The sequence below is a fragment of the Pseudomonas sp. Leaf129 genome, from assembly GCF_001423465.1.
GTDB lineage: Bacteria > Pseudomonadota > Gammaproteobacteria > Pseudomonadales > Pseudomonadaceae > Aquipseudomonas > Aquipseudomonas coleopterorum.
Map to the genome: position 1 here is coordinate 1,623,448 of NZ_LMOC01000001.1, position 22,305 is coordinate 1,645,752.

Annotated in this window: 20 protein-coding genes; 12 read left to right on the forward strand and 8 right to left on the reverse strand. The window is 64.7% G+C overall.

Annotated features, from left to right (window positions below; translation table 11 throughout):
- Nucleotides 1-42: 42 nt before the first annotated feature.
- The 6 genes from ASF66_RS07075 to ASF66_RS07100 form a co-directional block, all read right to left on the reverse strand.
- A complete protein-coding gene (locus tag ASF66_RS07075; protein WP_049861053.1) occupies nucleotides 43-489 on the reverse strand; it encodes a YkvA family protein in 447 nt (148 codons plus the stop codon).
- Between the two features lie 285 nt (nucleotides 490-774).
- The gene (locus ASF66_RS07080; protein WP_049861054.1) at nucleotides 775-1,536 is read right to left on the reverse strand and encodes an FKBP-type peptidyl-prolyl cis-trans isomerase; all 762 of its coding nucleotides are present in this window, start codon (nucleotides 1,534-1,536) and stop codon (nucleotides 775-777) included.
- Between the two features lie 158 nt (nucleotides 1,537-1,694).
- The gene (pcaQ, locus tag ASF66_RS07085; protein ID WP_056843265.1) at nucleotides 1,695-2,630 is read right to left on the reverse strand and encodes a pca operon transcription factor PcaQ; all 936 of its coding nucleotides are present in this window, start codon (nucleotides 2,628-2,630) and stop codon (nucleotides 1,695-1,697) included.
- Between the two features lie 143 nt (nucleotides 2,631-2,773).
- Nucleotides 2,774-3,136, reverse strand: a complete 363-nt coding sequence (nirD, locus tag ASF66_RS07090) for a nitrite reductase small subunit NirD (protein WP_056843266.1) — start codon at nucleotides 3,134-3,136, stop codon at nucleotides 2,774-2,776.
- Nucleotides 3,136-5,697 (reverse strand): nitrite reductase large subunit NirB, encoded by a 2,562-nt coding sequence (gene nirB / locus ASF66_RS07095; protein WP_056843267.1) that lies wholly within the window; start codon nucleotides 5,695-5,697, stop codon nucleotides 3,136-3,138. The genes nirD and nirB overlap by 1 nt, the downstream gene beginning before the upstream one ends.
- Nucleotides 5,698-6,014: 317 nt before the next feature.
- A complete protein-coding gene (locus ASF66_RS07100) occupies nucleotides 6,015-9,806 on the reverse strand; it encodes a bifunctional nitrate reductase/sulfite reductase flavoprotein subunit alpha (protein WP_082484526.1) in 3,792 nt (1,263 codons plus the stop codon).
- 364 nt (nucleotides 9,807-10,170) lie between these two features.
- Between ASF66_RS07100 and ASF66_RS07105 the strand changes: the two genes are divergently transcribed.
- Nucleotides 10,171-11,970 carry a di-heme-cytochrome C peroxidase gene (locus ASF66_RS07105; protein WP_056843268.1) on the forward strand — a complete coding sequence of 600 codons (1,800 nt, stop codon included), beginning with the start codon at nucleotides 10,171-10,173 and terminating at the stop codon, nucleotides 11,968-11,970.
- Nucleotides 11,967-13,142 carry a catalase family protein gene (locus ASF66_RS07110; RefSeq protein ID WP_056843269.1) on the forward strand — a complete coding sequence of 392 codons (1,176 nt, stop codon included), beginning with the start codon at nucleotides 11,967-11,969 and terminating at the stop codon, nucleotides 13,140-13,142. The genes ASF66_RS07105 and ASF66_RS07110 overlap by 4 nt, the downstream gene beginning before the upstream one ends.
- A gap of 20 nt (nucleotides 13,143-13,162) precedes the next feature.
- On the opposite strand, the gene ASF66_RS07115 is transcribed toward ASF66_RS07110, so the two are convergent.
- A complete protein-coding gene (locus ASF66_RS07115; protein WP_056843270.1) occupies nucleotides 13,163-13,648 on the reverse strand; it encodes a TlpA disulfide reductase family protein in 486 nt (161 codons plus the stop codon).
- Nucleotides 13,649-13,749: 101 nt separating this feature from the next.
- Between ASF66_RS07115 and arsC the strand changes: the two genes are divergently transcribed.
- From arsC to ASF66_RS07160, 9 genes are all read left to right on the forward strand, one after another.
- Nucleotides 13,750-14,103 carry an arsenate reductase (glutaredoxin) gene (arsC, locus tag ASF66_RS07120; protein WP_049861061.1) on the forward strand — a complete coding sequence of 118 codons (354 nt, stop codon included), beginning with the start codon at nucleotides 13,750-13,752 and terminating at the stop codon, nucleotides 14,101-14,103.
- Nucleotides 14,100-14,705, forward strand: a complete 606-nt coding sequence (wrbA, locus tag ASF66_RS07125; RefSeq protein ID WP_056843271.1) for an NAD(P)H:quinone oxidoreductase — start codon at nucleotides 14,100-14,102, stop codon at nucleotides 14,703-14,705. Before arsC ends, wrbA begins: the two co-directional genes overlap by 4 nt.
- 39 nt (nucleotides 14,706-14,744) lie before the next feature.
- Nucleotides 14,745-15,485, forward strand: a complete 741-nt coding sequence (locus tag ASF66_RS07130) for a type I pantothenate kinase (RefSeq protein WP_049861063.1) — start codon at nucleotides 14,745-14,747, stop codon at nucleotides 15,483-15,485.
- Between the two features lie 13 nt (nucleotides 15,486-15,498).
- Complete coding sequence (locus tag ASF66_RS07135) at nucleotides 15,499-16,170, forward strand: DNA-3-methyladenine glycosylase I (protein WP_043187466.1); 672 nt, start codon at nucleotides 15,499-15,501, stop codon at nucleotides 16,168-16,170.
- A 275-nt stretch (nucleotides 16,171-16,445) separates the two neighbouring features.
- The gene (locus ASF66_RS07140; protein WP_056843272.1) at nucleotides 16,446-17,510 is read left to right on the forward strand and encodes an ABC transporter substrate-binding protein; all 1,065 of its coding nucleotides are present in this window, start codon (nucleotides 16,446-16,448) and stop codon (nucleotides 17,508-17,510) included.
- A gap of 291 nt (nucleotides 17,511-17,801) precedes the next feature.
- Entirely contained in the window at nucleotides 17,802-18,641 is an 840-nt protein-coding gene (locus tag ASF66_RS07145; RefSeq protein ID WP_420875717.1) for an ABC transporter permease, read from the forward strand.
- A complete protein-coding gene (locus tag ASF66_RS07150; protein WP_056843274.1) occupies nucleotides 18,628-19,425 on the forward strand; it encodes an ABC transporter permease in 798 nt (265 codons plus the stop codon). The genes ASF66_RS07145 and ASF66_RS07150 overlap by 14 nt, the downstream gene beginning before the upstream one ends.
- 1 nt (nucleotide 19,426) lies before the next feature.
- Entirely contained in the window at nucleotides 19,427-20,416 is a 990-nt protein-coding gene (locus ASF66_RS07155; protein WP_056843275.1) for an ABC transporter ATP-binding protein, read from the forward strand.
- A gap of 24 nt (nucleotides 20,417-20,440) precedes the next feature.
- Complete coding sequence (locus ASF66_RS07160; RefSeq protein ID WP_056843276.1) at nucleotides 20,441-21,094, forward strand: HAD family hydrolase; 654 nt, start codon at nucleotides 20,441-20,443, stop codon at nucleotides 21,092-21,094.
- Nucleotides 21,095-21,097: 3 nt separating this feature from the next.
- On the opposite strand, the gene ASF66_RS07165 is transcribed toward ASF66_RS07160, so the two are convergent.
- On the reverse strand, nucleotides 21,098-21,694 hold the full coding sequence (locus ASF66_RS07165; protein ID WP_056843277.1) for a tRNA-uridine aminocarboxypropyltransferase: 597 nt from the start codon (nucleotides 21,692-21,694) through the stop codon (nucleotides 21,098-21,100).
- A gap of 146 nt (nucleotides 21,695-21,840) precedes the next feature.
- Between ASF66_RS07165 and ASF66_RS07170 the strand changes: the two genes are divergently transcribed.
- Entirely contained in the window at nucleotides 21,841-22,299 is a 459-nt protein-coding gene (locus ASF66_RS07170) for a hypothetical protein (protein ID WP_056843278.1), read from the forward strand.
- Nucleotides 22,300-22,305: the final 6 nt, after the last annotated feature.

Here is a 22,305-nt window from a genome sequence, read left to right on the forward strand (position 1 = left end):
CGACTTCGGGGCGTTAACTGCGCACCGAAGCCGGCAGCTGTATCAGCGGTGGGATTTTTCCAGCTCCAGCTCCTGCTCCGAAGCCGGCAGGCGTTCGACGACCCGCAGCTTCTCCGGAGACTGCCGCTCGCGCCAGGCGCGGAAGGTGTCCAGTTCACCGGACAGGGTTTTCATTACCCAGGCCAGGACCGCGATGTCGTCCAGCATGCCGACGCCCAACAGCCAGTCGGGAATGGCATCGATGGGGCTGACGAAGTAGACCAGGCCAGCGACGATGGACAGCAACGCCTTCGGGCTGATGTTGCGGTACTCGCCCCGCCAGTAGGCCAGGCACAGGGCCTGGAGCAGTTGCACGTCTTCCTTCAGAGCGCCCAGCCGATAGCCCTTGCCCTTGCGCGCCACCGCGAAGATCAAGGCCGGCAAGCGGCCCCGACTCAGGATGCGTTCGGCAATGGGCAGAAAACGGGTGAAATTCCAAGGTGCCTTCATGAGCCCTCCGGTGCCGAATGGTGGTTTCAGGTTATCCACAGTATTTGTGGATAACCTTGTGAACAGAGCCGCTTTTCGCGCCTGACCCGCCCGGTTTTCAAGGGCTGAGGTCAAATCGGGCGTTTTTTACTCACACAAAAAAGCCACGAAAATTCTTGACGCAGTGTTCCGAAAACGGCTAATGCAGCTTCATCTCAGACCCATTGGCCAAGGCCCGGTTCAAACGAAAACGCCCCGTCGAGACGGGGCGTTTCATCAAGCCGTGACGCTTCGCAGCAATGGCGCTTACTTGGCGGGTGCGGCTTCTTCGACTTCGGCATCGTCGGTTTCGGCAGCAGCGTCGGCAGCAGCCTTCGCAGCGTCCTTGATGGCGATCAGCTCGAGGTCGAACACCAGCACCGAGTTGGCGGGAATGGTCGGGCTCGGGCTCTGGGCGCCGTAGGCCAGATCGGCCGGGATGAACAGCTTGACCTTCTCGCCGACGTGCATCAGTTGCAGGCCTTCGACCCAGCCTGGAATCACGCCGCTGACCGGCAGATCGATCGGGGCGCCGCGCTCGATGGAGCTGTCGAAGACCTTGCCGTCGATCAGCTTGCCTTCGTAATGGACGGTGACCACGTCGGTCGGCTTGGGCTGAGCGCCGTCGGCCTTCTTGATGACCTGATACTGCAGGCCCGAAGCGGTGGTGACCACGCCGTCTTTCTTGCCGTTTTCCTCGAGGAACTTCTTGCCGGCGGTCTGGGCCTCGGCGTTCATCTTGGTCATGCGTTCTTCAGCGCGTTTCTGCAGATCGGCGAAAGCTGCGACCAGCTCATCGTCCTTGATCTTCTGCTCTTTCTTGCCGACGGCGTCTTCGATACCCAGGGCTACGGCCTTGGAGTCGAGATCGTCCATACCTTCCTGAGCCAGGCTCTTGCCCATGTTCAGGCCGATACCGTAGGAAGCTTTTTGCGCCGGGGTTTTGAGCTCGACGCTGGTCTGGGAATCGCAACCTGCGAGGACCAGGGTGACCAAGGCAACTGCCGCCGCCAACCGATGCTGTTTCATGCTATTTCCTTGTTCATGCGCCATAAGGGCAATCGAGTGAGGCCGCGAGCTTATCAGGCGGCCACGACCAATGGCTACCGGCATGAGAGAGGCAAAAAGCCGATAAGTTCAGGCCAGGAAAAGGAAAGTGGCTCGGCAGCGGCTCTATGAAAGATGTGTCATGGGAAGGTGGAGGACTGCTCATACTGCGCAGCCACTTCACGCACCACCTCACACAGCCATTGCGCCGGCATCGACAGCTGCAGCGCGGCGTTGCGGCAGATGCCCACCGAGCCGCCCGGCTCGTGCACGCCCAGATCCAGTTCGTACAACTGGCCGGTGGCGATGTCGCGTTGCACCGCATCGCGTGGCGCGACCCAGATGGCATCGCTGCTGGCGACGTAGCGTCGACTGAGGGTCGGCGAAAGCGTTTCCAGACGTTGCGCAGACGGGGTGATCGCGCATTGCACGAACAAGCTGTCGGCGTGCTTGCGGATGGTCGTCCCAGCCAGCGGCAGCACCCACGGGCAGGCGCCGACCTGTTCGGCGTCCAACGGGCGCGCTTCGAGCAGCGGATGGCCCGGACGTACCACCAGGGTCATCGACTCGCTGTACAGGTGCTCGAACGACAGGCCCTGGATCTGCGGGCTGTCGGTCATGCGGCCGATCACCAGGTCCAGTTCGCCCACGTGCAGTTGCGCCAGCAGGTAGGCCCCCGGCCCGGTCGCGACGCTGACGACCAGCGCGGCGTGGCGCGCGTGCAGGCGGCAGAGCACTTCGGGCAATAACTGGCTTTCGACGGTGGACAGCACACCGATGCGCACCTGGGGCGCTTCGTGCGGCTCGCCGCGCAGGCTGCTGACGCCGTCGCGCAGGGCCTGTACGCAGGGGCCGGCGTAGCGCATGAAGCGCACGCCTGCGGCCGTCAGCTCGACCCCGCTCTTGTCGCGCTCGAACAGGCGGGTCTGCAGCAGGTCTTCGAGCTCCTTGAGAGTCTTGGAAATCGCCGGCTGGCTGATGGACAAGGTGTCGGCGGCCTTGGCGAAGCTGCCCTGACGGGCAATTTCGAGAAAGCACAGCAGGTGGCGGAATTTGATGCGGCTGTCGAGGTTCATGGCGCCAATCGTAGCATTGGGCCATGGGGTTTGCTTTGGTAGTGAGGGCCTCTTCGCGGGCAGAGCCCGCTCCCACATTAGTGTGCGTACGCCGGACCATTGTGGGAGCGGGCTCTGCCCGCGAAGAGGCCAGCAAGACCTACCTACAACCTGCCAATCTCCACCCGATCCCCATTCAAGCGCACCGGCCAGACCCTGACATGCTGATCCGGCGCCTCCAGGCAGCGCCCGTCGCTGAAGCAGTAATGCTGCTTGTACAGCGGCGCCGCCACCACCAACTCCCCCTGCAGGTACCCGACGATTCCACGGCCCAGCACGTTGGCGCCCGAGCGCGGGTCGTGGTTGTCTATGGCGTGCAGCACCCTGCCCTCGCCTGCTTCGGGCAGGTAGAACAATGCGATCTGGTCACCGTCCAGCCACACCACCACACCGGAATTGGCGATCAGGTCCGACCGCTCGCACACTGCTTGCCAGGTCATCGCCTGCACAGCTTCGACTGCCTGCATCACACCACCTCCTCGACCACCGGGATCAACGTCACGACATCGCCCGCATGGGCGGGGCGGCGCTGGCCGCGTTCCTTGACGAACTGCACACCAGGGTCCGCGCGTTTGTCATTGACGAAGGTGCGGAAGCGCTTGAGCTTTTCCGGATCCTTAAGGGCGTTGGCCCATTCGCATTCATAGTGATCGACCACCCGCTGCATCTGCGCTTCGAGTTCGGCGCCCACGCCCAAGCTGTCTTCCAGGACCACCTGCTTGAGGAATTCCAGGCCGCCTTCCAGATTCTCGCGCCACACCGAGGTGCGCTGCAGCTTGTCGGCGGTGCGGATGTAGAACATCAGCACGCGGTCGATGTAGCGGATCAGTTGCTCGTCATCCAGGTCGGTGGCGAACAGCTCGGCGTGACGCGGGCGCATGCCACCGTTGCCGCAGACGTACAGGTTCCAGCCCTTTTCCGTAGCGATCACGCCGATGTCCTTGCTCTGCGCCTCGGCGCACTCGCGGGTGCAGCCCGATACCGCGAACTTGAGCTTGTGCGGCGAACGCAGGCCCTTGTAGCGGTCCTCGATGCGCAGGGCCATGGCCACGCTGTCTTGCACGCCGTAGCGGCACCAGGTGCTGCCCACGCAGGACTTCACGGTGCGGGTCGACTTGCCGTAGGCATGCCCGGTTTCGAAGCCCGCTTCGATCAGTTCGCTCCAGATCTCCGGCAGCTCGTGCAACTGCGCGCCGAACAGGTCGATGCGCTGGCCACCGGTGATCTTGGTGTAGAGGTCGTATTTCTTCGCCACCACGCCGATGGCGATGAGCTTGTCCGGAGTGATCTCACCGCCGGGAATGCGCGGCACCACCGAGTAGGTGCCGTTCTTCTGCATGTTGGCCATGAAGGTGTCGTTGGTGTCCTGCAGCGGCACCAGCGAGGGGTCCATGATCGGCTGGTTCCAGCACGAGGCGAGGATGTTGCCGACGGTGGGCTTGCACACGTCGCAGCCCACGGCGCCGCGGCCGTGGCGGGCAAGCATGTCCTCGAAGCTGGCGATGCCTTCGACACGGGCCAGCGCGTACAGCTCGGCGCGGGTGTAGGCGAAGTGCTCGCACAGGCTCTTGTCGACGGTCACGCCACGGGCCGTCAGTTCATGCTCGAAGACCTGCTTGAGCAGCGCCGCGCAGCCGCCACAGCCGGTGCAGGCCTTGGTCTGCGACTTGAGCGCCGAGAGGTCGCCGCAACCGCCGTCGATGGCGGAACAGATCGCGCCTTTGCTGACGTTGTGGCAGGAGCAGATCATGGCCGTATCGGGCAATGCATCGGCGCCGAGAACCGGTGCGCCGTCGGACAGCGGCAGGATCAGCGTCGACGGGTCGGCCGGCAAGGCGATGCCGTTCTGCGCGTATTGCAGCAGGGTGTCGTAGTAGCTGTTGTCGCCGACCAGCACGGCGCCGAGAACCCGTTTGCCGCTGGCGTCCACCACCAGGCGCCGGTAGCTGGCGCTGGCTTCGTCGATGAAACGGTAGCTCTTGGCGCCCGGCGTGCTGGCATGGGCGTCGCCGATGGAACCCACGTCGACCCCGAGCAGCTTGAGCTTGGTGGACATGTCGGCGCCGCTGAACGCCACCGGCCTTTCCCCGGCCAATTCGCAGGCGACGTTGCGGGCCATGCTGTAACCGGGCGCTACCAGACCGAAGATGCTGCCGTTCCAGGAGGCGCACTCGCCGATCGCATACACCGCCGGGTCGCTGGTGCGGCAGTGCGGGTCGATGACGATACCGCCGCGGGCGGCGATCTCCAGCCCGCTGGCGCGGCCCAGTGCGTCTTGAGGACGGATACCGGCCGAGAACACGATCAGGTCGGTTTCCAGATACTCGCCGCCGTCGAAATTCATCCGATAGCGATGGGTCTCGCCGGCCTCCACGTTCTGCGTGGCGCGCGCGGTGTGCACACCCACGCCCAGGGCTTCGATACGCGCGCGCAACGCCGCGCCCCCTTCGGCGTCCAGTTGCACCGGCATCAGCCGCGGAGCGAATTCGACCACGTGCGCTTCCAGCCCCAGCGACTTCAAGGCGTTGGCCGCCTCCAGGCCCAGCAGCCCGCCGCCGACCACCACGCCACGGTGCGCCCCGACCGCCGCAGCGCGGATCGCGTCCAGATCATCCAGGGTGCGGTAAACCAGTCGCGCGTTGCCCTCACAGCCCGGAATGGGCGGCACGAACGGGAACGAACCGGTGGCCAGCACCAGCACGTCGTAGGCATGCCGCCCGTTGGCGGTGACCACTTCACGGGCCTGACGGTCGATCTCGATCACCGGCTGGCCCAAGTGCAGGGTGACGCCGTGCCTGCTGTACAACTGGGCGTCGCCCAGGGCCAGGGTTTCGGCGCACGAGCCGCCGAAGTATTCGGACAGGTGCACCCGGTCATACGCCCGCTGGCGCTCTTCGCCGAAGACATGGATCTCGTAGCGATCGACCGCGCTGCGCTCGATCAACTGCTCGACACAGTGATGCCCCACCATGCCGTTGCCGACGACGATGAGTTTCTGCCGGGGCTTGAGGTTCACGAGCGCGTTCATGGGTATCTCCTGGCACGTTGCGGTGTCTTGACCATCGGGCAAAAAAAAACGCCTGGAGCGAATGCTCCAGGCGCCTTTGCCTGATCGTCGAAATGTGGGTGTCCGGTGGGGTGATCGTCGTTGAGCACCGGGGACTTGTCAGGGTGGAAGCAGGTTGCGTGCCAGGGTTTGTCTGGGGAGTGTGAGTTGGGGCCTCTTCGCGGGCAGAGGGCTCGCCGCCCGCCCCGCTCCCACAAGGATTTCAGTGTGGGAGCGGGCTCTGCCCGCGAAGAGGCCCGCCTGATACAAAGCCCCACCCCAGTGCACACTGCACCCTTTCAGTACACATCCCGCACATAACGCCGGTCACGGCTCAACTGCGCCAGATAGGCCTCGGCCTGCTGCGTGCTCATGGCGCCGTGTTCGGCCACTACGTCGCGCAGCACTGAGTCGACATCCTTGGCCATGCGGCTGGCATCGCCGCAGACATAGAAATGCCCGCCCTGCTGCAACCATTGCCACACCTGGGCGCCCTGCTGGCGCAAGCGGTCCTGGACGTAGATCTTTTCCGCCTGGTCGCGGGAGAACGCCGTATCCAGCCGGTGCAGATGCCCGCTGCGCAGCCAGGCGTGCAGTTCGTCGCGGTAGTAGAAGTCGCTGTGTTCGCGTTGCTCACCGAACAACAGCCAGTTGCGCCCTTGATGACCCAGCGCCTGGCGCTCGTGAAGGAAGGCGCGAAACGGCGCGATGCCGGTGCCCGGACCGACCATGATCATTGGCGTATCGGCCTGGCTGGGCACGCGGAACTGACGGGTCTTTTGAACGAAGATCGGCACCAGCGCCGCCGCCGAGCGATCGGCCAGAAAGCCCGAGCAGACGCCACTGCGCACGCGCTCGTTGCACTGGTAACGCACGGTCGACAAGGTGATGTGCACCTGGTGCGGGTCGGTGCGGGCGCTGGAGCTGATGGAGTACAGCCGCGGCTGCAAGGGCTTGAGCAGGCCGAGCAGTTCCTGGGTGGTCAGCGTCACCGGAAAGGCTTCGAGCAGATCGATCAGTTGCCGCCCCCACAGCCACTGCTGCAGTTGGCCAGCATTGTCCGGTTCGAGCAACGAGGCCAACAACGGATCAGCGCAGCGCTCGCCCAGGAATGCCAGCCACTGCGGCGTAATGCGCGTGATATCCAGATGCTTGTGCAAAGCCACTGCCAGCGGCTGCTCGCCGTGCCCCTTGAGCAGGACCCGCTCGCTGCTGTCCAGGCCCAGGCAGGCCAGCAGTTCCTCGACCAGGCTCATGCAGTTGCTCGGCCATACGCCAAGGGCATCACCGGCTTCATAGACCAGGCCGCTGTCCTTCAAGTCGAACACCACATGGCGCACTTCCTTCTCGGTGCCGGCGGCGTTGAGCACCTGATTGTGCAGGACGCGCGCCAGCCAGGGTCGCTGACGGGTATACAACGCAGCTTCTGCCGCAACCGGACCGGCCACCGATTCAGCCACTGAACTGGACGCTGGTCCGGCAAGCAGCAGACTGGCGGCCTGTATCCAGCGCTCGGCAGGCGCCTGATCGTCAGGCTCGCACTCGACGCGATCGAGCAGACGCTCGCCGCCCAGCTGGGTCAGGCGCTCGTCCAGCTTGCGGGCGAAGCCGCAGAACTGTGCGTAACTGGAATCGCCCAGCGCCAGCACGGCATAGCGCAGGTCTTCACACGGCTCGGCCTGCATGGCCTGCAACTGGGCCCACAGGCGCGCGGCATTGTCCGGTGCATCGCCATCGCCGAAGGTGCTGGTGATCAGCAACAGGTCACGGGCGGCGAGCAGCTCGGCCGGGGTGATCTCGTGCAGGCCACGCAGAGCGACCGATGCGCCACGCTCGCGCAGGGTCTGCGCGCAGCGTTCGGCGATGGCCTGCGCGGTGCCGGTCTGCGAAGCCCAGAGCACCTGGATGGCCGCCTGCCCGTCGCTTGCCGCGACAGCCTCAGGCGCGTCGGCATCGAGGTTCTGCAGGGCGATTTTCGGCGAGCCGACGCGTTGCAGCGCCACGGCGGCAAATTTGAACGCCGGCTGGTGCGACAGCGGATCGGTGGCGTCGCTGGTCACGGCATTGATGGCCAGATCGCTGCCGTACACGTCGTTCCAGTGAAACGGCGCGAAGCAATTGCCCGGCCGTACCCGGTCGCTGAGACGGGCCGGCAATACCGCCTGGCCGCGCCGCGAGCGGACCTGCACCTGATCGGCCTCGCCGATGCCCAGACGCTCGGCGTCGTCGGGATGAAGCTCGATGAACGGCCCAGGGTCGAGCCGGTTCAAGGTGGCGACCTTGCCGGTCTTGGTCAGCGTGTGCCACTGATGCTGCAAGCGACCGGTGTTGAGCACCATGGCGAACTCGGCGTCGGGCTGATCGGCCCCTGGCAGGTGCGGACGGGCGAAGAACCGAGCACGACCGTTGGCGGTGGGAAAGCGCACGCCTGCCTCGGTCAGGTAGCGAATCGGGCTGCGCACACCCTCCTGCCCTGGCAGCGCGGGCCATTGGCGCGGCTGCTGGCGCAGTTGCGCGTAGCTGGCGCCGCGGATGTCGTAACCGCTCTGCGGGTTGTCGAAGCGTTGCAGCTCTTCATAGACCTGCTCGGCGCTGGTGTAGTCGAAGCCCTCGGCGAAGCCCATGGCGCACGCCACCCTGGCGATGATTTGCCAGTCCGGCAGGGCTTGCCCCGGTGCATCGACGGCCTTGCGCATCAGGGTCATGTTGCGCTCGGAGTTGATCATCACCCCTTCGGCCTCGGCCCACAGCGCGGCGGGCAGCAGCACGTCGGCATGGCGGTTGGTCTCGGTGTCGAGAAAGGCATCCTGGGTGATCACCAGCTCTGCGGCCTGCAGACCATCGATGACCTGCTGGCGATTGGCGACACTGGCCACCGGGTTGGTGCAGATGATCCAGCACGCCTTGATCGCGCCCTCGCCCATCTGCCGAAACAGGTCGACGGTGCCGGCGTTGCCTTCGTCACGCAAGCTGCCGGGGGCAATGCCCCAGAGTGTTTCGACGTGGGCCCGATCGGCCGCCACCAGCAGCGAACGCTGGCCGGGCAGGCCTGGGCCCATGTAGCCCATTTCGCGCCCGCCCATTGCGTTGGGCTGGCCGGTCAGGGAGAACGGTCCGCTGCCCGGACGGCAGACGGCACCGGTGGCCAGGTGCAGGTTGCACAGCGCGTTGGTGTTCCACGTGCCGTGGATGCTCTGATTCACCCCCATGGTCCAGCAACTCATCCAGTTGGCCGCGCCACCGATCCACTGCGCAGCCTGACGGATCGCCTGTTCGTCGAGGCCGGTGATCTGGGCGACTCGGGCTGGCGTGTAATCGGCCAGAAAAGCCGGCATGTCCTCCCAGCCTTCGGTGTGCGCGGCGATGAACGCCGGGTCGGTCGCGCCGTTGGCGTGCAGCAGGTGCAGCAGGCCGTTGAGCAGCGCCAGGTCGGTGCCGGGCTCGATCTGCAGGAACAGGTCGGCCTTGTCTGCAGTGGCGTTGCGCCGTGGGTCGACGACGATCAGTTTGGCGCCGGCCTTGAGGCGATCGAGCAGGCGCAGGAACAGGATTGGATGACAGTCGGCCATGTTCGCGCCGATCACCAGAAACACCTCGGCCTGATCGAAATCATCGTATGAGCCGGGCGGGCCATCGGCACCCAACGACAGCTTGTAGCCACTGCCGGCGCTGGCCATGCACAGCCGCGAGTTGGATTCGATATGCCGCGTGCGCACGTAGCCCTTGGCAAGCTTGTTGACCAGGTACTGGGCTTCCAGCGACATCTGCCCGGAGACGTAGAAGGCCAAGGCATCGGGGCCATGCTCATCGAGAATCTGCCGCAGGCGGCTGCCGGCCGCGGCGATGGCGACGTCCATGTTCGACTGCACCGGCTCGTGGTCACGGTTCTCGCGCAGGTAGGCGTGCTGCATGCGCCCCGGATCGCTGAGCGGCTGGGCGCAGGTGCTGCCCTTGGTGCACAGGCGTCCGGCGTTGGCCGGATGCTGCTTGTCGCCGCTGACCTTGACCACGCGGCCGCTCTCGACAGTCATGACGATACCGCAGCCGACGCCGCAGTAGGGGCACACGCTACGCACTGAAGTGGCGGTCATCGACCCTCCTCGCTGCTGGCGACAAAAACAAAAACGGCGCCAGCTGCCTGCGCTCATCAGAGCGGGCAGCACGGCACCGTTGTCGTGTGGGAGGCAATCGGCATCGATTGCATTGTGTAGTGCGCAGGCTTGCAATCCATGCGCCACAATCACCTGAACCTCAGCGAAGAACCGAAGCAGCCGGTCGCAGGTCGGGCGTATCGACCGCGACCTGCACCCTTTATGTGCGTCGCGCACCACCGGCTGGCACCGATGCGACGGGCGTCTGCGCTCTATGGAAAGATTGCTGGGACTAGACTAAAGGCCAGTTGCCATCACTGGTTTTTTCAGGCATAAAGCCGCGCTTATCACAAGGACCGTGCCCATGCGCTTGCTCATTCGAGGCGTACTGATCGTGCTGGTGGCCGCGCTGTTGGCCGTCGCCGTCATCGCCTACTACATCGCCTACCCCAACCTGCCGGCCTACAGCCCTGCCCGCGACCTGCACTATCTGCAGGAGTGGAGCGACGCCGACCGCGACACCTACTACTTCACCCCCCAGGGGACCCAGGTCAAGGGCCTGCACTACGACTGGTTCGTCAACCTGGAACAGCCGTTTTCCACGCAGCGTTTCGCGGCGCCGGAAAACCTCGGCCGTTTCGGCTTCCTGATCGAACCGGGCCACGCCCAGAATCCGCACGACTTGCCCATAGGCTTCACCCGGCACCCCGGCGAAAACGGCGACACGCAGTTTCTCGACATCAGCTGCGCCGCCTGCCACACCGGTGAGTTGCGCTTCAACGGTACGGCGCTGCGGGTAGACGGCGGCACCGCGCAGCACGTGCTGCCCGCCACGGTGCCGACCCTGCGCGGCGGCGACTTCGGCCAGGCCCTGGCGGCGAGCATGGCGGCCACCTACTACAATCCCTGGAAGTTCAAGCGCTTCGCCCTGGCGGTGCTCGGAGAGCAAGGCTACGAGGCCGGGCACGAAGCGCTGCGTGCAGCGCTCAAGGCCTCGCTGAACAGCATCCTGCACACCGCCTGGAACGACACCCATCGCGGCCTGTACCCCGTTCAGGAAGGGCCCGGCCGCGCCGATGCGTTCGGCCGCATCGCCAACGCCACCTTCGGCGACGCCATCAGTGCCGACAACTATCGCGTCGCCAACGCGCCGGTCGACTATCCACACTTGTGGGACATCTGGACCTTCGACTGGGTGCAGTGGAACGGTTCGGCCCAGCAGCCGATGGCGCGCAACATCGGCGAGGCGTTGGGCGTGGGGGCGACCCTGGAGTTCTTCGACGCCCACGGCCAGCCCCTGATGGGCGACGAACGCTACCCCTCGAGCGTGCGGGTCATGGACCTGTACCGCATCGAACAAGCCGTGGAGCGTCTGCCCGCGCCGCAGTGGCCCGAAGCGGTGCTGGGCCAGGTCGATCTGACCCGTGCCGCCCAGGGCCGGCAGCTGTTCCAGGAAAACTGCGCGGCCTGCCACGTGCCCCCGGTCGATCACAGCGGACCGCGCCCCGTGGCCAAGCTGCAGATGCGCTCGGTCGACTACATGGGCACCGACCCTACCGCTGCCAACAACATCGCCGATCATCGTTTCGATGTCAGCGCGCTGAACTGGGACGTGCAGGCCCTCAAGACCATGAACGTGCAGCTGGAAGATCCCAGCGAGCCGCTCGACCTCAAGCACATTTCCGTGGCCAAGGCACTGGCCTACGTCACCGCCTTCGTCGAGGCGCGGGCCTACCGCCAGGCCGGCATCGGCCCGCAGGAACAGGCAAGGCTGAACGGCTTCGGCATGGACATCGGCGTGCGTGAACTGCGCGCGTACAAGGCCCGGCCCCTGGCCGGCGTCTGGGCCACCCCGCCGTTCCTGCACAACGGTTCGGTGCCCAGCCTCTATCAACTGCTGTCGCCGCAAGACGAGCGCTCGGTGACCTTCTACCGCGGCAACCTGGAATTCGACCCGGCGCACCTGGGTTACCGCAGCGAAGCCTTCCCCGGTGGCTTCCTCTACGACACGCGCCTGACCGGCAACGCCAACAGCGGCCACGAATTCCGCGACGGCCCGCTGGGGGCCGGGGTGATCGGTCGCCTGCTGCAGCCCGAAGAGCGCTGGGCGCTGCTCGAATACCTCAAGGTCCTGGGTGGACCACTGGAGAAACGACTGCCATGATCAACCGTCCCTCGATCGATTCGACGCCGCCCGGCCCCATCGGCCGCTTCTGGCTGCGTCTGGGTACCTGGCTGTTCAGGACGGTGCTGGGGCTGATCGTCCTGGGCCTGCTGGGCTGGCTGCTGGCCACGGCGTGGTACGCGTGGAAGTTCTCCGGGCCGGTCTCGGCCCAGGAGCAGATTCCCGCCGGCGAGGCGGCGATGACCCAGGACATCATCCAGACCGCCATCCGCATCGTCGACCAGCACCGCGAACCCACCCGCTACCTGCGCGACGCCCACGCCAAGGCGCACGGCTGCGTGCAGGCGCAGGTCAGCGTGGCCACCGACCTGGATCCGGCACTGCGCCAGGGTGTGTTCAGCGAACCGGGCAAGACCTGGCAAGCCTGGATGCGGCTGTCCAACGGCAACGCCTATCCGCAGTTCGACAACATGAAGGACGCCCGCGGCATGGCCATCAAGCTGCTGGGCGTGCCCGGCGATCAGCTGCTGCCCAGCCAGCAGGGACGCGGCGAGCAGGATTTCGTCATGTTCAACCATGCCAACTTCTTCGTCAGCGACGTGGCCGAGTATCGCCAGAACGTGGCGGCCCAGGCCGACGGCAAGAAGGTGATGGCCTTTCTGCCAGGCTGGGACCCGCGCCAATGGCAGGTGCGGCACCTGTTCATCGCCCTGGCGACCTTGTCCGAAGCACCGCCCAGCCCGCTGCTGACCACCTACTTTTCCGTGTCGCCGTACAAGTTCGGCAACCTCAACGCCAAGTTCCGTGTCACCCCGGAAGCGGGAACGTGCCCGGCGTATACGCCACCGGCGCAGAACCGCGACGTGCCCAACTTCCTGCGCTCGGCGTTGTACCAGCAACTGTCCACCGATCGTCAGCCAGCCTGCTTCGCCCTGCAGATCCAGACGCAGGACGCCACGCGCTACATGCCCATCGAAGACACCAGCGTGCAGTGGAAGGAAAGCGATGCGCCCTTCCAGACCGTGGCCCACATCCAGGTGCCGGCTCAGGATTTCGACACACCCGAGCAAAACCTGATGTGCGACAACTTCAGTTTCAGCCCCTGGCACGGGATCGAGGCGCATCGCCCCATCGGCGGCATCAACCGCCTGCGCAAGGCGGTGTACGAGGCGGTCAGCGCCTATCGTCTGGAACGAAATGGCGTAAGGTGAGCACGGTCCCGGACCGCAACTCAGTTGCCGTTGCCCTGCAACGCCGCCAGACGCGCCTTGATGCCGGCGGCGGTCTGCTCGCCCATCAATTGCTCGCGCAGCTTGCCCTGGTCATCGATGATGTAGGTGACCGGCAACCCCTGGCTGCGCGGCAGGACGAAACGCGGCGCCGGGTCCTGGGCCAGCACCGGGAAATCGATCCCCAGCGTCTGGGCGGCGGCGCTCAATTCCTCACCCTGGAGGTTGTCGAAATTCACCCCGAGCACGCGCACGCCCTGCCCTTGCAGGCTCTGTGACAGCGCATTGAGTTCGGGAATCTCGCGGCGGCAGGGTCCGCACCACACCGCCCAGTAGTTGACCACCAGCCAGTGCTTGTCCAGCGTCTGGGCGCTGACCGGGTTGCCATGCTGATCAGGGCCGTAGTCGCCCCCGCAACCACCCAGCAGCGCGGCCGCCAACAGCAGGCCCGCCAACGGTGCGAAGCGGGCCTTGATACGCCATTTCATGGATCTACCCTTCCTCATTCCTGCAGCTATGCGAAAAAGGCGACCGATCATCGCCACGTGGTTAGAATACCCGCCACTGGATGCCGGAGGCGACTTTTCCCATGACCGATCTGACCCTTTACCATAACCCGCGCTGCTCCAAATCCCGCGCGGCGTTGGAACTTCTGCAAGCCCGTGGGCTCGAGCCCGTCATCGTGCGCTATCTGGAAACGCCTCCCGATGCCGCCACCCTGCACACGCTGCTGGGCAAGCTGGGCATCAGTGCCAGAGCACTGTTGCGCACCGGTGAAGAAGAATACAAAACCCTGGACCTGGCCGACGCCACCCTGGGCGAGGAACACCTGGTGCAAGCCATGGCCGCGCATCCCAAGCTGATCGAGCGGCCCATTCTGGTCAACGGCGAACGCGCGGTGATCGGCCGGCCACCGGAAAACGTACTGGAGATCATTGCGTGAACACACCCTACATCCTGGTGCTCTATTACAGCCGCCATGGCGCCACCGCCGAGATGGCCCGCCAGATCGCCCGCGGCGTCGAAGCCAGTGGGCTGGAAGCGCGCCTGCGCTGCGTGCCGGCGGTTTCGACCGAGTGCGAAGCCGCGGCGCCCTCGATCCCCGAGCAGGGCGTGGTCTACGCCAGCCTCGACGACCTGAAGAACTGCGCCGGCCTGGCCTTGGGCAGCCCGACGCGCTTCGGCAACATGGCTGCGCCGCTCAAGTACTTCCTCGACGGCACCAGCAGCCTGTGGCTCAGCGGCGACCTGGTTGGCAAGCCGGCCGGGGTGTTCACGTCCACCGCCAGCCTGCACGGCGGTCAGGAAACCACCCTGTTGTCGATGCTCCTGCCCCTGCTGCACCACGGCATGCTCATCACCGGGCTGCCCTACAGCGAGTCGGCCTTGGTGGAAACCCAGGGCGGCGGCACCCCCTACGGCGCCAGCCATCATGCCGGTGCCGATGGCAAGCGCGCGCTCGACGAGCACGAGAAAACCCTGTGTCGGGCACTGGGCAAACGCCTGGGCCAGACCGCACAGCTGCTGAGCACTGCGCGTGGCTAAGTCCGATCGTAGAGTGCATCGCACGATGGCGGGCCACGCTTGAGCATCCACGCCTACACCAAGTACCCCGCCATGGCGTTCGGCGACGAGTCGCCGCTGGCCTGGATCAGCGAACACATCCGCGAGCACTATCAAGGCCATCGGCACACCTTCGTGGTGGCCATCGCCGGCAGCGTCGCCGTGGGCAAGAGCACCTTGTCCACGCTGCTCAAGGAACGGTTCGAGGGCTGGCCGGAAGCACCGCGGGTCGAGGTGGTCAGCACCGATGGATTCCTGTATCCCAACCGGATCCTGGAAGAGCGTCAGTTGATGCCCCGCAAGGGTTTCCCGGAAAGCTACCGCACCGACGACCTGAAAGCGTTCCTGCATGATCTCAGGCAGGGCGTTCGTGGTTTGCAGGTGCCGGTCTATTCCCAGGCGATCAAGGACATCGACGAGCACTTCCACCTGATCGATCAGCCGGACATCCTGATTCTGGAGGGGCTGAACATCCTCCAGCTGGACCACGCCCACGACTTCTCCATCTACCTGGATGCCCCTACCGCCGACATTCGTCACTGGTACATGGAACGCTTCATGAGCCTGACCACTCTATCGGGCGACGCTGCACAGGCGCGCGCCGACTATTTGTGGGAAGAGGTCAACCTGAAGAACCTCACGGAAAACATCCTGGTGACCCGCGATCGGGCGCAGATGGTTCTGCACAAGGCACCGGACCACCGCATCGACGAGGTCTGGCTGCGCGAAGGCGACCTGCCCGTGCATTCATCCAGCAGTTGAGGACACCGGTTCCATGCAAGACTACAAGTGGCTGAACGAGTACTGCCTTAATCGCTTCGGCTCGCAGAAAGCGCTGGAGGCGCGTCTGCCCACGGCCAAGTCCCCGGCGCAACTGCGCAAGATCAGCGCCGACCGCTACCTGTCGACCATGGCCCTGCGGGTCTTTCGGGCGGGCCTCAAGCACAGCCTGGTCGACTCGAAGTGGCCTGCCTTCGAAGAGGTGTTCTTCGGCTTCGACCCGGAGAAGATCGTGCTCATGGGCGCCGAGCGCCTGGAACGGCTGATGCAGGACACCCGCATCATTCGCCATTTCGGCAAGCTCAAGAGCGTCCCGCGCAACGCCCAGATGATTCTCGACGTGGCCATGGAGCACGGCAGTTTCGGTGATTTCATCGCCGACTGGCCGGTGGAAGACATCACCGGCTTGTGGCAGTACATCGCCAAGCACGGCAATCAGATGGGTGGGCTGTCGGCACCGCGCTTCCTGCGCATGATCGGTAAGGACACCTTCATCCCCAGCTGGGACGTGGTGGCCGCGCTGAACGCCCAGGAGATCGTCGACAAGGTGCCCAGCTCCAAGCGCGATCAGGCGGCCGTGCAGGCCGCATTCAACCAATGGCATGCCGAAAGCGGTCGGCCGATGTGTCAGCTGTCGGCGATGCTGGCCTTTACCGTGAACCACTGATCCCCTGCGCCTTGCGGGGCCCGCTTGGCGGCCCTGCCCGGCTAGCGCTCCGTACATCCCTGCTTGCAACCGCCCTCGCGCCGTATCGATCGAAACGGCAAATCTCGTCTACGCTTGATTTCCAGGGGCCTGACAGCCCTGAGCATGCCTGCGGCCGACGCGCTCGACGTCAAAATGTCATGCGCGTCCCCTACGTTGGCTCGGGTATTGCTGATCCTGATCAATCCAATCGTCGACAGTCCCCTCGTTTCGATAGGCGCCCATAGGAGCACCGGATGAAAAAGCTTTTCCTGGCTACACTGTTAGGTTCGAGCATCGCGTTGTGCAACCTGGCTTCGGCCGCGGATACCGATCTGCAAACCCTGGAAGCCGCGGCCAAGACCGAAGGCATGGTCAACAGCGTCGGCATGCCCGATGCCTGGGCCAACTGGAAGGGTACCTGGGAAGACCTAGCCAACAAGTACGGCCTCAAGCACATGGACACCGACATGAGCTCGGCCCAGGAAGTGGCCAAGTTCGCCGCCGAGAAGGACAACGCCAGTGCCGATATCGGCGATGTCGGTGCAGCGTTCGGCCCCATTGCCACCAAACAGGGCGTGACCCAGCCGTACAAGCCTTCCACCTGGGCGCAGATCCCCGACTGGGCCAAGGACGCCGATGGCCACTGGATGCTGGCCTACACCGGCACCATCGCGTTCATCATCAACAAGCAACTGGTCAAAGCCGAAGACGCTCCCAAAAGCTGGGCGGATCTGAAGAACGGCAAGTACAAGGTGGCAATCGGCGACGTCAGCACAGCAGCCCAGGCGGCCAACGGGGTCCTCGCGGCGGCCATCGCGTTCAAGGGTGACGAAAGCAACCTGGCCCCTGGCCTGCAACTGTTCACCGAACTGGCGCAACAGAAGCGCCTGTCGCTGGCCAATCCGACCATCCAGACCCTGGAAAAAGGCGAGATCGAGGTGGGTGTGGTCTGGGACTTCAACGGCCTGAGCTACCGCGATCAGATCGATCCGAAACGCTTCGACGTGTTGATCCCCTCGGATGGCTCGGTGATTTCCGGCTACACCACCATCATCAACAAGTACGCCAAGCACCCGAACGCAGCCAAGCTGGCGCGTGAGTACATCCTCAGCGATGCCGGCCAGATCAACCTGGCGCGCGGCTATGCGCGGCCGATCCGGGCCGACCACATCAAGCTGCCGGAAGATGTCGCGGCCAAGCTGCTGCCGGCCGAGCAGTACCGCAACGTCACGCCGATCAAGAACCCGGACGTCTGGGAAGCCAGCGCCAAGGCCCTGCCCCAGCAGTGGCAGGAACAGGTCATCTTCGAGATGCAGTGATTGCCTGTGGTGAATCAGGTAGGGCCCCTTCGCGGGCAGAGACCCGCTCCCACAAAGACTCGGACTGCGCCTATGTGGGAGCGGGTCTCTGCCCGCGAAGAACCCACCACCACCCACCCTGACACCCCGCAACCCCGGAGCCCTCCAGCAGTGACGACCCCCACCCGCGGCAGAACCCTGGCCCTCCCACAGGAGCAGAAGCGTCACTCCTTGTGGGAGCGGGTCTCTGCCCGCGAAGAACCCACCACCACCCCTCCTGACACCCCGCAACCCCGGAGCCCTCCAGCAGTGATCACCCCCACCCGCGGCAGAACCCTGGCCCTGCTCCTGCTGGCGCCCTTCGCCCTGTTCTTCATCGTCTTCCAGATCGCCCCGCTCGCCTGGGTGGCCATCCACAGCGTGCAAACCGATGCCGGCTGGAGCCTGGACAACTTCAGCAAGGCCTTCGGCTCGCGCTTCTACCGCCAGGCCATCCAGTTCAGCCTGGAAATCAGTTTCTGGTCGAGTCTGTTCGGCATCGTCATCGCCGTCATCGGTGCCTACTCCCTGCGCCGGGTCGACTCGCGGCTGCGGGATTTCGTCAGCGCCTTCGCCAACATGACCAGCAACTTCTCCGGCGTACCGCTGGCCTTCGCCTTCATCATCCTGCTGGGCTTCAACGGCGCGATCACCTTGGCCCTCAAGCAGAGTGGCCTGATCGATGATTTCAACCTCTACTCCAAGACCGGCCTGATCATCACCTACACCTATTTCCAGATCCCGCTGGGCGTCCTGCTGCTGTACCCCGCCTTCGACGCCCTGCGCGAAGACTGGCGCGAGTCCGCCGCCCTGCTCGGCGCCAACGGCTGGGCCTACTGGCGCTACATCGGCTTGCCGGTGCTGACCCCGGCGCTGCTGGGCACCTTCGTCATCCTGCTGGCCAATGCCCTGGGCGCATACGCTACGGTGTACGCCCTGACCACCGGCAATTTCAATGTGCTGCCGATCCGCATCGCCGCCATGGTGGCCGGCGACATCAGCCTTGACCCCAACCTGGCCAGCGCCCTGGCGATGATTCTGGTGGGGCTGATGACCCTGGTCACCCTGGCCCATCAATGGCTGCTGCGCAGGAGCTACCATGTCGCGCGCTGAACACAACGCCCCCGGCCTCTACCACAGAGTCGTGGTGTGGCTGCTGTTCCTGATCCTGCTGCTGCCCTTGGCCGGCACCCTGCTGTATTCGTTGGCCACCAGCTGGTCGGCGTCGATCCTGCCCAGTGGCCTGACCTTCAAGTGGTACCTGCAACTGTGGGGCGACCCGCGGTTCCTGCAGGCCTTCGCTCAATCGCTGGTGGTCTGCGTGGGCGCGCTGGTGCTGTCGGTGCTGCTGATCCTGCCGCTGCTGTTCGCCGTGCACTACCACTTCCCCAGGCTGGATGCGCTGATGAACATCCTCATCCTGCTGCCCTTCGCCGTGCCGCCGGTGGTGTCCTCGGTGGGCCTGTTGAACCTGTACGGCTCGGGACCGCTGGCCATGGTCGGCACGCCGTGGATCCTGATCGGCTGCTATTTCACCGTGGCCCTGCCCTTCATGTACCGAGCCATCACCAACAACCTGCAGGCGATCAACCTGCGCGACCTGATGGACGCTGCCCAGTTGCTGGGTGCCAGCACCTTCCAGGCAGCGTTCCTGGTGGTGCTGCCCAACCTGCGCAAGGGCCTGATGATCGCCCTGCTGCTGTCGTTCTCGTTCCTGTTCGGCGAGTTCGTGTTCGCCAACCTGCTGGTCGGCACGCGCTACGAAACCCTGCAGGTTTATTTGAACAACATGCGCAACAGCAGCGGCCACTTCAACAGCGCGCTGGTGATTTCCTATTTCTTCTTCGTGTTGCTGCTCACCTGGGGTGCGAACCGCTTGAACAAGGACAAAGACTGATATGAGCTTCGTCAGCGTCGAAAGACTGGATAAGCGCTACGGCAACACCGAAGTCTTCAGCGATATCGGCTTCACCATCGAACGGGGCGAATTCATCACCCTGCTCGGGCCGTCGGGTTGCGGCAAGTCGACCCTGCTGCGGGCGATCGCCGGACTGACGCCGATCAACGGCGGGCGCATCCTGCTCGATGGCCAGGACCTCGCCCCGCTCGGTCCGCAGAAGCGCGACATCGGCATGGTCTTCCAGAGCTATGCGCTGTTTCCCAACATGAACGTGGAACAGAACGTGGCGTTCGGCTTGCGCATGCAGAAGGTCAAGGGCGCCGAAAGCACCCGCCGCGTGGCCGAGGTGCTGGCGCTGGTGGAACTGGACGAGTACGCCAAGCGTTACCCCCATCAATTGTCCGGCGGGCAGTGCCAGCGGGTCGCCCTGGCCCGCTCGCTGGTCACCCGGCCGCGTCTGCTGCTGCTCGACGAGCCCCTGTCGGCGCTGGATGCACGCATCCGCAAACACCTGCGCGAACAGATCCGGCAGATCCAGCGCGAACTCGGGTTGACCACGATTTTCGTCACCCACGATCAGGAAGAGGCGCTGACCATGAGCGACCGCATCTTCCTGATGAACAAGGGCCGCATCGTCCAGAGCGGCGACGCGCAGAGCCTGTACACGGCACCGGCGGACGCCTTCGCCGCCGGTTTCATCGGCAACTACAACCTGCTCGATGCCGCCCAGGCCAGTGCCCTGTTGCAGCGACCTATCCATACCCGGGTGGCGATTCGTCCGGAAGCCATCGAGCTGGGTTCGAGCGGCACGCTGGAGGGCGAAATCCGCAGCCACAGCCTGCTGGGCAACGTGATCCGCTACCGCGTGCAGGCCCATGGCGTACTGCTGGTGGTGGATGTGCTCAACCGCACCGCCGCCGACCTGCTGCCCGACGGCCAGCGGGTGTCGCTGACGATTGGGCCGGATGCGCTTTGTGCGGTAGCCTGAGCACCTTTCCAAGGGAGGTTTCATATGGCTCTAGCGATTTTCGATCTCGACGAAACCCTGATCCACGGCGACTGTTCTTCACTCTGGAGCGAGCAGATGGGTCGCCTGGGCTGGGTCGACCCCGAGTCCTTCATGCAACGCGACCAGGAGTTGATGCAGGCCTACAGCGAAGGCCGGCTGGCCATGGAAGACTACATGGCGTTCAGCCTGGAGCCGATGCTGGGGCGCTCCCCTGAGGAGGTCGAACACCTGGTCGGGCCCTGGGTCGAGGACTTCATCGAGCCGATCATTTTCAGCGATGCGACCCGCACCATCGCCGCCCATCGCGCCGCCGGCGATCGCATTCTGATCATTTCCGCTTCCGGTGTTCATCTGGTTCAACCCATTGCCGAACGCCTGGGTGTCGACGACGTGCTGGCGATCGACCTGGAACTCAACCACGGCAGCTACAGTGGCAATACGGTCGGCGTGTTGACCTACCGCGAGGGCAAGATCAAGCGCCTGCGCGAATGGATGCACGACGAGGGCGAAACCCTGGAGGGGGCCAGCTTCTATTCGGACTCACGCAACGACCTGCCGCTGCTATTGGAAGTGCCCTTCCCTCATGCGGTCAATCCTGACCCGGTGCTGCGCGAGCACGCCGAGAAGGCTGGCTGGCCGATTCATCACTGGCGTTGATGATTACTGGCGTTGATGGTTGCGCAGATAAACCTCTTCACCCATGGCGGCGATCTGCCCTTCGATGAGTGCGTCGAAGGGCTTGAGCAGCGCCTGGAACGAGGCCGGTGCTTCGAGTACCTCCAGAGCCTGGGTGATGGCCTCCAGGGTCGACAGCGCGCCCGGACCAGGCGCCTTGCGCAGCCGATAACGCGAGGGCTCGGCAGCGGCCAGCTGAACCCTGGGCAGGTCGGCGAGCAACGGGTTGAGATGCAGCAGCTTGCGCGCCTTGCGCCAGGTGCCGTCGGGCACCACCAGCAACCTTGGCTGGGCATCAGGCGCGTAGACACTCAAAGCTTCACTGCGCTCGTCGGGAAACAACAGGCAGGGCTGATAGCCTGGCTGCGCCAGCCATCTGGCCAGATCAGCGAAGACTTCGCCGACCCTGATCTCGCAGTTCTGCAGTCCAAGCGCGGCCAGGCGCGCCGTATTCAGCGCGTGATTCACCTCGCTGGGATGCTGCAGGATGAGCATCCGCGTTCGGCTGGGCAGGTTCGGGATCAACGCACACAGGCACAGGGCCTGAGGACGTTGGCAGCGAGGGCATTGAGGTCTGGACATACGCAATTGTGCCATGAGGCCGCGTGGCGACAATACCGGGCCGGACGCGCGCGTGCGAAAAAGTCGCGCACCGGGCCGCTAAACCTTTGTACCCCGGTGGCCGATCCGCTCTAATGTGAGCCCCACTGTCCCAGGACCCTGCCGCAATGAAATACTGCTGCGCATTACTTTTCAGCTTGCTGTCCCTTACCGCCCAGGCCACGGAAGTTGGCGAACGGCTGGCCCCCTGGACCCTGCTCGATCAGTTTGAACAACCCTACTCGCTCAGCGACGAGACCCAACTGATCATCGTCGCGCGCAGCATGGACGCCGCCCAGTTGATGGGTACGGCCATGGAAAAACGGCCCAAGGACTTTCTCGAGTCGCGACATGCGGCCTATATCGCCGACATCGAGCGCATGCCGTCGGTGGCCAAGTGGATCGCCATTCCCGGCATGAAGAAACTCAACTATCGCATTCTGCTGGACCAGGAAGGCCGCGTCGCACCGCGCTACGAAGGCGACCGCGAAACCGTGCAGTGGCTGGAGCTCAAGGATGGCGTGGTGGTGGACATCAAGACCTTCAACGATCCTCAGCAACTGGCCAGCGCGCTGTCGGCACGCTGAGCCAAA